The 12,464-nt window shown below is 48.1% G+C and carries 13 protein-coding genes; 10 read left to right on the top strand and 3 right to left on the bottom strand.

Going from position 1 to position 12,464, the window contains the following annotated elements:
* Positions 1-73 precede the first annotated feature (73 nt).
* Together GON05_RS07995 and GON05_RS07990 are read left to right on the top strand one after the other, a co-directional pair.
* Positions 74-709: an NAD(P)H-dependent oxidoreductase gene (locus GON05_RS07995; RefSeq protein WP_157318618.1), complete on the top strand. Its 636-nt coding sequence runs from the start codon at positions 74-76 to the stop codon at positions 707-709.
* 111 nt (positions 710-820) lie between these two features.
* Positions 821-1,162, top strand: a complete 342-nt coding sequence (locus GON05_RS07990) for a cupin domain-containing protein (protein ID WP_157318617.1) — start codon at positions 821-823, stop codon at positions 1,160-1,162.
* A 91-nt stretch (positions 1,163-1,253) separates the two neighbouring features.
* Here GON05_RS07990 and GON05_RS07985 read toward each other — a convergent pair whose 3' ends face one another.
* Both GON05_RS07985 and GON05_RS07980 read right to left on the bottom strand, forming a co-directional pair.
* Positions 1,254-1,769, bottom strand: a complete 516-nt coding sequence (locus GON05_RS07985) for a dihydrofolate reductase family protein (protein WP_157318616.1) — start codon at positions 1,767-1,769, stop codon at positions 1,254-1,256.
* A complete protein-coding gene (locus tag GON05_RS07980; RefSeq protein ID WP_157318615.1) occupies positions 1,769-2,665 on the bottom strand; it encodes an alpha/beta fold hydrolase in 897 nt (298 codons plus the stop codon). Before GON05_RS07980 ends, GON05_RS07985 begins: the two co-directional genes overlap by 1 nt.
* Before the next feature lie 261 nt (positions 2,666-2,926).
* On the opposite strand from GON05_RS07980, the gene GON05_RS07975 reads away from it, so the two are divergent.
* Positions 2,927-3,262: a winged helix-turn-helix transcriptional regulator gene (locus tag GON05_RS07975; protein WP_157318614.1), complete on the top strand. Its 336-nt coding sequence runs from the start codon at positions 2,927-2,929 to the stop codon at positions 3,260-3,262.
* On the opposite strand, the gene GON05_RS07970 is transcribed toward GON05_RS07975, so the two are convergent.
* The gene (locus GON05_RS07970) at positions 3,259-3,591 is read right to left on the bottom strand and encodes a winged helix-turn-helix transcriptional regulator (protein WP_157318613.1); all 333 of its coding nucleotides are present in this window, start codon (positions 3,589-3,591) and stop codon (positions 3,259-3,261) included. The two genes, GON05_RS07975 and GON05_RS07970, sit on opposite strands and share 4 nt — an antisense overlap.
* A gap of 119 nt (positions 3,592-3,710) precedes the next feature.
* Between GON05_RS07970 and GON05_RS07965 the strand changes: the two genes are divergently transcribed.
* The 7 genes from GON05_RS07965 (at position 3,711) to GON05_RS07935 (ending at position 11,825) form a co-directional block, all read left to right on the top strand.
* Complete coding sequence (locus tag GON05_RS07965) at positions 3,711-4,181, top strand: DUF4267 domain-containing protein (protein WP_157318612.1); 471 nt, start codon at positions 3,711-3,713, stop codon at positions 4,179-4,181.
* Positions 4,182-4,202: 21 nt separating this feature from the next.
* Positions 4,203-4,646 (top strand): DUF2269 family protein, encoded by a 444-nt coding sequence (locus GON05_RS07960; protein ID WP_157318611.1) that lies wholly within the window; start codon positions 4,203-4,205, stop codon positions 4,644-4,646.
* 199 nt (positions 4,647-4,845) lie between these two features.
* Positions 4,846-5,811, top strand: a complete 966-nt coding sequence (locus tag GON05_RS07955) for an ABC transporter permease (protein ID WP_246238924.1) — start codon at positions 4,846-4,848, stop codon at positions 5,809-5,811.
* A gap of 17 nt (positions 5,812-5,828) precedes the next feature.
* Positions 5,829-6,704: a carbohydrate ABC transporter permease gene (locus GON05_RS07950; RefSeq protein ID WP_157318610.1), complete on the top strand. Its 876-nt coding sequence runs from the start codon at positions 5,829-5,831 to the stop codon at positions 6,702-6,704.
* Positions 6,705-6,743: 39 nt separating this feature from the next.
* Positions 6,744-8,252 carry an extracellular solute-binding protein gene (locus GON05_RS07945; RefSeq protein WP_246238922.1) on the top strand — a complete coding sequence of 503 codons (1,509 nt, stop codon included), beginning with the start codon at positions 6,744-6,746 and terminating at the stop codon, positions 8,250-8,252.
* Positions 8,253-8,341: 89 nt separating this feature from the next.
* Positions 8,342-10,636, top strand: coding sequence for a helix-turn-helix domain-containing protein (locus GON05_RS07940; RefSeq protein WP_157318608.1), 2,295 nt, complete (start codon positions 8,342-8,344; stop codon positions 10,634-10,636).
* A 31-nt stretch (positions 10,637-10,667) separates the two neighbouring features.
* Entirely contained in the window at positions 10,668-11,825 is a 1,158-nt protein-coding gene (locus GON05_RS07935; RefSeq protein WP_157318607.1) for an enolase C-terminal domain-like protein, read from the top strand.
* Positions 11,826-12,464 lie beyond the last annotated feature (639 nt).

The following is a 12,464-nucleotide window of genomic DNA, read 5'->3' as shown; positions in this document are numbered from 1 at the left end:
GGGATGTCACATTTTGAATCTCCCAGTTGTCTTACTAGTGTTTATGAAGCAAACAAAAAGGAGATCAAGTAAAATGGCGAAGGTATTATATATTACAGCTCATCCTGATCATCAAAATTCCTACAGTTTATCCGTCGGAGATGAATTTATTAAGGCATATAGAGAAGCAAATCCCCATGATGAAGTGTTGTATCTTGATCTCTACCAAATGAACATTCCACAAATTGATTCGGATGTCTGCAACGGCTGGGGAAAATTAAGTTCTGGTACCCCTTTTAATCAATTGAAAAAAGAAGAACAAAACAAATTAAATCGGATGGGCGAATTGGTGGATCAATTTGTTGAGGCGGATAAATATGTGTTCGTCAATCCCATGTGGAATTTTTCATTCCCACCCGTTATGAAAGCTTACATTGATTCGATTTGTGTTGCTGGGAAAACATTTAAATACACGAGCAATGGTCCTATTGGGATGTTAAGCGATAAAAAGGCTGTACATATTCAGGCAAGCGGCAATTTTTATGCGCAAGGGGGGCCATTTGCAGAGTTTGAAATCGGTCATCGTCATTTAAAAATGATTATGGAATTTTTTGCGGTCCCTTCGTTTGAAGGCATCTTTATAGAGGGCGTTGCTGCAAAGGCTGATCAAGCGCCAGCCATTAAAGAGAAGTCCATTCAATACGCTCGTGAGTTAGCTCAAAAGTTTTAAGACAAAACCCGTTGCCGAAGCCATCTCGGAGAAAAAACATTGTTTTGAATTTTTATTCATCTTCATGTATAATAATTCTCTATTAAAGTAACGGAGAAGGAGCATATCGAGATGATAATAAGCAAGCAAAATGCGGAACATTATATGTGGGGAGATCGCTGTGACGGATGGCATTTAGTTAAAAAGAATGAGTTAAGCGTCATTCATGAGAGGATGCCGGCAAATACAGCGGAGGTAAAACATTATCATCAGCAATCCCGTCAATTTTTCTTCGTTCTGTCGGGCATTGGAACTATGGAAATGGAGGGAAAAGAGATTGTCCTCCATCCACAAGAAGGAGTCGAAGTTCCTCCATTAGTCCCTCATCAAATGTTTAATAAATCCAATGAGGACGTTGAATTTCTAGTCATTTCGCAACCAATAAGCAAGGGCGACCGGATAGTCGTCGATTAAGTTAAGTTTAGTTTAAACAAAAGCAGTGAAAGTGTAGTTGATTAACACACAAGAACCGCGTCCTAAAAGGCGCGGTTTTCGTGTTCATCCCTTACATATGATGATCAATCGCATAGTGCACTTGAACGACGCCGCTGCCGAGCGACTTGAAGTTCAATAATTCCACTTCCTTGTATCGGTATTTCTCTGTATCAATTAATAAATTGAGCCCTTTGCCTTCAAGTACTGGCGCGATATTGAATATGAGTTCATCAACAAGCCCTTGACTCAGGAAAGCATTGTGAAGGTCCGCACCTCCCGAAATGAGGGCAGTCAGATAGCCTTTATCCCGCAGGTAGCTTAGGGCATCGCTCGGCGAGCCAACAACCGTCACACCGGGAATTTCTTTTACGCTTCCCGATACTACGACGATATCCATATTGGCAAAAGAGCCACCACTGCCGCTTGCCTGCATCCCTTCAAATGTACGTCTTCCTACAATGAAATTACCTGCTGCCTGGGCATGTGCTGCAAAATCGGTGAGCGCTTCCTGCTTCGGCGGGTTATTCGGACCCGATTGTGCGTAGTTTCCATTTCCTGTTAAGGTTGCCCATAAAATTGTCTTCATCATATAACCTCCTTAGATTGTTGCGTTGTCCGTTCAAGGACTCTGCGGATAGATGCAGTCACCCGGTCTGGTCGATCTTCCTGTACATAGTGGGAGGCATCGACTAACGATTCGGTTTCATTCAAGTTCAAATAACTCTGCCATTTCGACATCTCTTCGAGTGGAAAGCCAGCGCTATCCTTCATTCCCCACAGAATTTGAGCTGGCAAATTGGCTAGAACCGGTAGTTTCTTCTCGATCTCCTCAAGCCAAGGACGTGCCTTACGGATCTGCCTCGGGAATATCCATGTAGGTTTCCGTGATTTTGGTGTTGGGAATGGATCGGTATAGGCTTTTCTCAAGGCATCCGTGATTTTCTCGGTATGATAGATCCCATGTGGAACAATTTTCTTAGCGAAAAAGTTTTGCCTTGTTTGCAGCCAATAGCCGATTGGCCACCCTCCCATTGCTAATGAGAATAGCTTCATCGCGGGGAGTGTTGCCGGCCATGCCCATGTATTCATAACGACAATTCCGCGCAAATTCTCATGGTGTTTGACAGCATAATTGAAACCGATCGGACCTCCCCAATCTTGCACGACTAGGACGAAGTCTCTGAGATCTAAGCGTCGGATGAATTCGGAGACCGCCTCCGAATGCTCCTGAGGTGTGTAGCCATAGCCGGAAGGAGCCCGTGACATCCCGAGTCCTGGGTAATCCAGTGCAATAAGCCGACATTCACCACTCAACTCTTTGATGACATTCCGGTAAAGATAGGACCAGGTGGGATTTCCGTGTAGAAGAAGAATGACGGGGCCTTGCCCCTCGTCAACGTAATGAATCATGCCATCGCGATACGGCATCCAGTTGTCCTTGAACGGATACTCCGATGGATCTACATCAAATGGTCTTTGCATATGTGCCTCCAATCAGCCTTTCGGGCAAATTATAAATTTTATAGATAAAATGGCTGAATATTCAGATTTTTATTATGATACGAAACCCTGATCCTATCGCTTAATCGCCCTGGTTGCGCGCACCACGCAGGGGTTAATATCGATACGAAGTGGAATCTTATTTTCCTGCTCTTCAATAAGACTACAGTACTGTGGTACATTTGAAAAGTAGTTACAATAAGGTGCAATAGTTTCATAAAATGAACTATGGAGGAAATGTGCATGTTGGATCGTTCTTGTATCGAAGCCATTGATCCTTTGCTCGAAATCTTGGATGGTAAATGGACACTTCCTCTTTTGTTGGAGTTGTTCGTCGGCACCAGGCGATTCGGAGAGTTGCGGCGAAGGTTGCACCCGATAAGTCCGAAGACATTAACAGATCGACTGAGGGTACTAGAGGACAAAGGCATTATTACGCGCACGCTGTATCCCGGGGTTCCCCTACATGTAGAATATGAGCTAACGGAGCGCGGGTGGAAACTGCAGCCTATTTTTGCGGCTATGTGGACTTGGGTTCAGGAAGATGACTTGAACGCAAACAAAAAGAACCAGCTTTAAGACGCTGGTTCTTTTTGTTTGCGTTCATTATGTTTTTCTCCCCAAGCACACATGATTTCTGCTACAGGGACCAATGTTCGGCCATATTCACTAAGTGAATATTCTACTTTTGGAGGGACGGTAGGGTATACCGTTCTTTGGATCACGCCTTCTTGTTCTAGATCACGAAGATGTTGTGTGAGCATTTTTTGCGAGACATCAGGTATTAGCTTTTCCAGATCGCTATACCGCTTGGTGGATTCCACCAAATTCCATAAAATCGTCGGTTTCCACTTTCCACCTAAAACATGAATGACCGTCTCGATGGGACATTCGCGCTGATGAATCATTGATAAATCACACCCTTACTTTTAAGTATGTGGCGTACTTTAAAGTGCGTTCTTAACAGAATGATAGTCCCGCTATACAATAAAGTCAATCAAATAAATTGGAAAAAGGAGACAAAAAAATGAGTACATCAAATTGGGGATTAAAGTCAGTATCGTTTTGGTTAGTGGGGGTTGTTACGCTGTTGATGCTGTTTTTAGGAGCAAAAGGTTTTATGACACCGGAAGCAGCAATTCGGGATTTTGGCCTGCCTCTGCATGACGTTACGGATAAATATCTTGTTCATATTAAAGCAGATCGTGATTTGTTTATTGGTATCTTTCTGCTAGCCTTGATGGTACTTCGAATGAGAAAAGCAATGCTCGTTGTGATGCTAACTTCGATCATAATGCCTGTCATCGATGCCATATTGGTGATAACAAATGCCGTAGATAAAACGCCTTCTTGGATCCATATTGTTACCGCCGTATACGGACTTGTCGTAGGTTGGATGCTGTATCGAGAAGAGCAGCATGCCCGGATCGCGAATACGGAAACAACGATAAATACGAAAACCGCAACTATTCAAACAATATCCTCATTAGAAGCTTAAATCAAAAATAGGGGGCCGTACATGTATATTTACCTGTTGTTCGTCCATATCATTTCCGCCGTAATAGCCATGGCTGCAGTCATCTGCTACCCTTTAATTATGAGCAGCGCCAGAACAACAGGTCAAGCCAAGTTCGCGCTCGCACTGTTGGAGAAGGCGGCGATCCTCCCGAAGCTAGGTGGCACACTGCTGCTGCTTACAGGTCTGGCCCTTGGCTTCCTGGAGGTTTCTTTGTTCAAAGAGCTGTGGTATGTGCTCTCGATTGCCATCTTCCTTGTCATTCTCGTCATTTTTGCCGGACTCATTCCAGCGGGCATTAAGCAGCAGCTTACACTGCTCCAACAGACGCCGGGTGATGATCTTCCTGATGCGTACCGGCAAAGTCGCAGGCGATCTGCCAGGTTGGATTTAATTGCAAATCTTGCTGCATTCATCGTCATTCTGCTAATGGTGTTTAAACCGTAGTGATAAAAAAGAAGAACAGGCTGCTATCTTTAAAGATAAGCGACTTGTTCTTCTTTTTCATTGTAGCGAGCGAAAAGCCAGTCATGACGCGGAATTTCCCTGAGAAAAAAAGTCTAATTGCGGCAAGAACGCTATTCTCGTAGGCTGTGAGTATCAATTCGAACACCAAGAGAAGCGAGAGGAGGTGTACAATAAAAGAATGAACAGTGAACTCAGTCAACACTTACCGTCGGAACTTGGGTCACCTGCAACCAAGCAGCGATCCCGGATTTGGGCTATTATGAAACGCGATAAATTTTTGTATATGTTGGCGCTGCCGGGCATTCTGTTTATGATCTTGTTCAAGTATGTACCGATGTGGGGCATCATTATTGCATTTCAAAATTATTCTCCGTACAGAGGTGTACTTGGAAGTGATTGGGTGGGGCTGGAGCACTTTATCCGTTTTTTTTCCAACCCTGATTTTATGATGTTGTTCCGCAACACGATGGCGATCAATCTCATGAATTTGGTGTTTTATTTTCCGCTGCCGATCATCATTGCTTTGCTGCTGAATGAGGTCATGAGCAAGCCCTTCAAGAAGGTGGTCCAATCCATCGTTTATTTGCCGCACTTTTTGTCCTGGGTCATCATTGTAGGAATCACGATTCTGATGTTGACGCGAACAGATGGATCGATCAACAACCTGCTGGTCTATTTCGGTTTTTCCAAAATTGATTTTTTGACAAACCCGAAATTGTTCTGGATCTTGCTTACGGTGCAATCGATCTGGAAGGAAGCGGGCTGGGGCACGATCATTTTCCTGGCGGCTATTGCCGGGTTGGATACACAGTTATACGAGGCAGCCAAAATCGACGGAGCTAAGCGATTGCGACAGATTTGGCACATTACGCTACCAGGAATCCGCAGTGTGATTCTCATCTTACTCATTTTACGAATAGGAAATATTATGGATGTTGGTTTTGAACAAGTATTCCTTATGGGGAACGGGGCGGTATCGACCGTAGGCGAGGTTTTCGATACGTATGTGTACCGGCTCGGTATTCAACAAGGTCAGTTCAGCTTCAGTACGGCTGTTGGGCTTTTTAAGTCAGTCGTGGGGCTGGTGCTGGTCGTTATCGCCAACAAGCTTGCCAAACGGTTCGGCGAAGAAGGCGTGTATTAAAGGAAGGAGGATGAAGAATGAGAAAGAGCACGAAGGACCTCTTTCCGATTGTTAACTACACGGTGTTGGCTCTTATTGGGCTAGTGACGTTGTTCCCGCTTTATTATGTCGTCGTCGTGTCATTTATGGATCCATCGGAATACTTGAAGGGAGGGCTCCGGCTGTTTCCCTCTACGTGGTCGCTGGCTTCCTACAAATATTTGCTGTCGACAAAGTCTTTCCTGAACGCCTCGATGATTAGTGGTTTCTTGGCGATTGTCGGCACCTTCTGCAGCTTGGTCATTACGGCGGCGCTTTCGTATGCACTTTCGCGAAGAAGAATGCCGGCACGTCGGGCGATTCTGTTGTTAATTCTGCTGACGACGCTCTTCAACCCGGGGATGATTCCACCGTATTTGCTCATACGCGATTTGCACTTGATCAACAGCATTTGGGCATTGATCATCCCGGTGCTGACGAGCGGCTGGTATGTCATTCTGATGAAGGGTTTCTTCGACAGCATTCCGGATAGCCTTGAGGAAGCGGCCCAGATGGATGGCTGCAATGATATCGGGATCTGGTTCCGAATTATTTTACCATTATCGCTGCCATCGTTAGCGGCGTTTGGGCTTTTCTATGCGGTCAGCTACTGGAACACCTTTTTCTCGGCTGTGTTATACATGACCGATGCTTCGAAATGGCCGCTGCAAGTTCTGCTGCAGAACATGTTGATCGATTCGTCTACGGCGGCAGGAGGAGGCGCTGCACAGGAGCTGATGAACGAGCAGTCCATTCCTCCGGAGACTTTGAAGATGGCTGCTGTCGTCATTGCGACAGTCCCGATTTTATTTGTTTATCCGTTTTTGCAGAAACATTTTGCCAAGGGTGTCATGGTAGGTTCAATCAAAGGGTAATGAGGCAAATATCCGACTATGGATCAGGGGGTTTTTCATTTGTTACAACGTAAACATGGTATAGTAAAAAGTGCAACGATTTTGACGGCGCTCGCTTTAGCCTTAACGGCCTGCGGTGGTGGCGATGCTGCAAAATCTTCCCAGAAAGTGACCGAGATTTCGATCATGACGAACTTCAGCACACCGGAACCGCCGGGCGCCGACAATGTGATCGTCCAGGAAATCGGCAAGCGTACGAATACGAAGTTAAATATTCAATGGGTTTCGTCCAATAACTATGCGGAAAAAACGAAGGTGACGCTGGCTTCCGGCGATATCCCGGATCTGATGTTCGTTCTGGATCCATTCGACCCGCTTGTCATGCAGATGGCAAAGGAAGGCGCGTTCTGGGAGCTTACGCCTGATCTGGTGAAGGCTTACCCGAATTTGGCGGCTTACCCGTCAGCTGTTTGGCAAAGCTCCAAGATGCAGGATGGCAAAAACTATGGTATTCCTGCGGTTCGCCCAATGGGCGGGTGGTCTTTTATCAATATTCGGAAAGACTGGTTGGATAAGCTTGGTATGAAAATGCCAGAGACGATGGATGAATTATTCGAAACAATGAAGGCTTTTACATATAAAGATCCAGATGGCAATGGCAAGCAGGACACATTTGGACTGGCTGGTAATCAAGGTTCCTTCCTATTTGAGCCGCTTTTTAACTCGACGCAGGGCAAGTGGAAACTGAAAGATGGTAAACTGGCGCATATTTATCTGGAGCCGCAAACCCGTGATGCCATTTTGTATCAAAAGAAGCTGTACGACGAGAAGGTCATTCCCGAAGACTTTGCGGTGCTCAAACTGAGCCAGTTCGAGGATATGGCCAAGTCTAATAAAGCGGGCATGTGGGTTGATACGGTTGAAGCCTCCTGGCGTCCGACAGAAGAACTGCGGAAAACGAATCCAAATGCGGATTTCTTGCCAATGACCTATTTGGTTAGTCCCGAAGGCAAAAAGATGGCGTATCAATGGCGTGGCTTCAATGGTATCTTCCTGATTCCTAAGAAGGTATCCGAGGCGAAGCTGAAAACAATTTTACAATTAATGGACTATGGTTCATCGACGGAAGGCACGGATCTGGCTTGGTATGGCTTTAAAGATGTTCACTATACAGAGAAGGACGGCATAAAGCTGGCCACGGAACAGGCTAAAAAGGATATTGTTTCTCAAAGTGCACTGGGTAAAATATTCAGTCGCGACGAGAGGTACCTCTGGGCTTACCGGACGGGGATGCCTGCCGATGTCTTTGAACGTAACAAGAAAATCGTAGACGCACGGGAACCGTATCTGGTCGGCGATATTGGCAACGGATTATACTCGGAAACGGCGAGCAAATTCGGAGCGGAGATCGATAAGAAGGTAGATGATTTGCGGGTCAAAGTCATCATGGGCAAGGAACCGATCAGCGCGTGGGATGATTTCGTGAACAATCTGTCCAAGGACCAAAACTTCCAGGCCATTATCAAGGAAGTCAACGATTCGTATCAGAAGCGGACAGCGGGTAAATAAAAGACTTTAAAATCAACAGGAAGCGGCTTTTTGGGCATTTGCTCAAGAGCGCGCTTCCTGTATGAGCATAAAAGATGGGATGGATGGGCATGAAGAAGCGGCTAGGAAAAGGATTGCTATTATATCGGGGACACGCATTCCGGCGGAGCTTGCTGCTCATTCTGATTGTCACGACCATTCCCACCTTGCTGATTGCAGTCAGCAGTTATTATATCGGTGTCAGCTACATAGAGCGCGAGGTTGAACGGACGCATAAACTACAGCTTGATTACACGGTCAAGCAAGTGAGCGATGCACTTGGGCATCTGCAAGTCGGTATGAACCAGTGGACGCTGAATCCGATGAGCGATAAACTAAGAGGCATTGATTTTAAGGATAATTATGCGTTTAGCAAGGAATTTTTCGAATCTCTGACTGTTTTGAATAACAGCAGTGCGCTAATTGATCAGTCCTTTGTGTACCTTGAGAACCCACCACGCCTTATCTCGGACAGCCAAGGTATCCACAAGTTGGAAGAAAGTGGAGCTAAGCCCTACCACGAACTGCTTGCCGTCAGGGAGCGCTTGTTTTGGCGCATGCTCCAGGCACCCGCGCTCGATGGGCTGTTCGTCATTCACAAGCTGCCGGTTATCGGCGAGCCCTTTGGCGTAATCATGGCCCGAATTAACGAGAAGCAGCTTTTAAATTTGGCGGGCTTTGATGCAGGATTGGGCGGTACTGTTTTCATTCTTAATCGAGAAGGAACGCTGCTGTCACGAGATTTGTTTTCGCCTACCGTTAAAGAGATGAACGAGGCACTTGTTAAGGAGATAAGCGTGAAGCAGGAGAAATCCTCTTCCTTCCGTTGGAGTTGGGGGAATGAGCTGTACGTTGTATCGACGGCGACTATACCGATTACCGGTTGGGAGCTGGTTTCGACCGTGCCGATGTCTGAATTTCTGAAACCGATCGTGCTCGTTTCACGGCTCATTATGGCGGTGGGGCTGATTAGTTTGTTATTTGTTCTGCTCAGCTCGTGGTACGCATCCGTCCGGCTGGTCCAACCGCTTCATCGGCTTCTCCGTACGCTGATTACCCCGGCAGGGCCGGAGCCGCTGCTCGTTCCAAAAGACGAGATCCAGTACATCGAGGAACAATGGCGGAATTTGAGCAGAGAAAGTCATCTGCTGCAGTCCCGGCTGGAAGGGCAGCACTCCTCGCTGCGGACGGGGTTCTTGCTGCAATTGGTGCAAGGCCATCTTCAGCTATTGCAGGAGCAGGAGATTACGCAGCGCATGGAGCAGTACGGCTGGGAACCGGAAGGCCAGCAATTTGTTGTGATGGTCGTGCAATTATTGGGTTTCCATCGGCTGCAGGGCTCTTTCCGCGAGGATGAACAGCCGCTCGTGACATTCGCAGCGGTAAATATTATTGAAGAGCTGACAGGCAACGACAATGTATCCGTCATGAACTTGCATGACTTATCCGTCGGCCTGTTCATGATGTTTTCCTGTGAGGTATCTCCTGCTGAGGTGGCTGAACGGCTGAAGCGAATGGCTTCGGAGATTGGCCACAGTTTGCACCGCATTTTGAAAATGGATACGGTCATCGGCCTAGGCCAGCCTGTATCCGCCATCAGCCGCGTTCCGATCGCTTGGGAAGAGGTGCAGCAGGCGCTGCGGCACAGAAAGCTGGATGTGCCGAACCAGATTATTGACTTAAACGAACCGATGAGCGAGCACGCAGATTCAAGATATCCTTTCGCGTTGGAGCAAGACCTGGTTCATTCGATGGTGAGTGGCCTGGGCGAGGAAAGCCATCGGTTGTTAGGTTTATTTTTCCAAGAGTTGAAGGCGCATGCGAAGCGGGAACTGCTTTTGCAGCAGGGCAGTCTTAAGCTTTTGGGAGCTGTGCAGGGGGCTTTGATGCAATCGGACGTGATGCAGGCCGGGTCCCTGTTCGATTGGGGCCAGCTCTATGCGGAGCTGTTGGCACTTAAGGACAGTGACGAGATGCAGGTTTGGTATGCCGCTCGAATCGTAGAACCGTTGATGGCGGAGCTTATGCATCATCAGAACGACAGAGCTCGCGACTTGGTTGAGCGTACAGTTGGGATGATTCGTTCCGAATATCAAACGGATATTTCGTTAGACTTGTGCGCTGACCGCCTCGGCATCTCCTCTTCGGGTCTGAGCAAGCTTTTCCTGCAAGTGACCGGCATGTATTTCGTTGATTACTTGACCAAGACAAGGCTGGATCAGGCCAAAGAGCTGCTTATCGGCACCGAGCTGAAAATGCAGGAGATTGCCGTAAAGGTCGGCTATCAACCGACGTATTTTAACCGGATTTTCAAAAAGATGGAGGGCATGACGCCTAAGGATTTTCGCGAACACAATAAACTGTAGACCTTGAGATAAGAAGGGAGTAGAAGTCAACATGATAATGGAACGACTGAGTCAGGTAACGGAGCCTATACGCTCCATTGAGCTTTACCGGTATGACGTGAACGTGCAGCGGACATTCAGTCATGGGGCATGGACCAACCGTATCCACGGATTTATCCGCATTTCAGCGGGGAATCAGAGCGGCTGGGGAGAAAATATTATGGCTGTCAACCGCGAGGAGCTGGATTTGAACGAATGGCTCAGCCCGTTGCAAGATCTGATCGGGATGTCTATTGGGGAAGCGGTTCGCACAGTGATGAGCCGGCTTACGGAGCTAGGCTCCAAGCGTGCCGAGATGGTGGAGACAGCACTGCTGGATCTTGCGGGGCATCTGCTCGGTCAGTCCGCCCTTGATCTGTTGGGGTTGAATGGCATGGAGCCTGTCCCAGGGCTATTCTGTATCTTGGAAAATGACCCGGAGAAGGTACGCGTGAGGGCGCAAGAGTCCTGGGACCAAGGGTACCGCACCCACCTCAAGGTCAAGTTGTTCGGGGACATCGCTCTGGATAAAAAGATCGTCGAAGCTGCCCGTGACATCATGGGGCCGGAGACGTTCATCGTCGGCGATGTGAACGACGGTTATCGGCCGAAGAAGAGTGAAGATGACCTAGACGGCATCGCTGCTTCACTGCGCATTCTGGAAGAAGCTGGCCTGAATGCCTGCGAAGACCCGGCGAGCTTGACCATGCCGCAGTGGATTGAGCTGCAGCGTCAGGTTGCTACGCTGCAGCTGCTGCCAGACGCGCCTCTCCGCCCGGCGGTTGAGGCTGCGCGTACGGTAACGGCGGGGATGGGCGGCATCTACAACATCCACCCAGGCTGTGCGGGTTCTCTCATTCATGCGGTAGAGCTGGCTCGCAAGATCCAAAGTTTTGGCGCCAGACTCATGATTGGTGACGACAGCTTGGTCGGCCCAGCTTGCACGGTCTGGCAGCAGCTCGCGATCGGCCTGTCGGCCGATTGGGTCGAGGCGCTGGAGAAGCCGGGCGAGTCGGACGCCTTCGAAACCTGTGTCGTAGCTCAGGTTACCTCAAGGACGGCTGACAGCCAGGTCAACCTGCGCAGCGAATCGCCGGGCTTCGGCCTTGTGCTGGACGCGAAGCAGTTAAGGTCCGTCTGCCGGGATTACGGGCAGATTGGATTGGTTTGACCCTTCGTTTCGGCGAAGGGTAGGGCGCTATTTCTTTGAATAGCGCCTTTTTCTTTGTTGAAGGGGAACTAGGGGCTGCTATTTCGTTCTGTTTGGCTGTGATTCAGCCCAATATGGAGAAATAGGGCCTTGTAGTTCCCCTCGGGTGGTCCGTTTTCCGCTATTCGTCGGAATAGCGGACTGTAGTTCCTCCAAGTTGGCTGGGCAGCCAACTTGATGGTGGTGAGGTTGCATCTCCCCACCAAACTCCTCAGTAACGCTGAATTCTCAGCGGCGTTACGCGTGCATCCCCATGAAAATTCGCTGATACCGTGCTCTTGAACAAGCTAAAACCAGGGGGAGGCTGCAAACTCCCCCTAAGATTTTCACTACCGCTTCCACCTTCCCGCGGGAGGGAACTGTAGGGTGCTATTTCTGCGAAAAGCGCCCTTTTCCTCGCCGAACGGTCAGACCCCCTAATTCCGGAGAGTTGTTAGCGAAAGTAACGTTGCTCTTAGAAATCCTTTGTTTCTCTCTTTTTTTCGTTCGTTTTCTTCTTTTAGACGGCTCGAATGTACTCGGCTAACTGATCCGGGTGGGTACTTGCCCACTGCATGAATGCAGCTGGGGATCGTTTACCAAGGTTTTGGTGCATGCGTC

Origin of the sequence: Paenibacillus anseongensis (assembly GCF_009757995.1) — a bacterium.
Taxonomy (GTDB): Bacteria; Bacillota; Bacilli; order Paenibacillales; family NBRC-103111; genus Paenibacillus_E; species Paenibacillus_E chondroitinus.
This window is presented reverse-complemented; position numbering and strand designations above follow the sequence as displayed.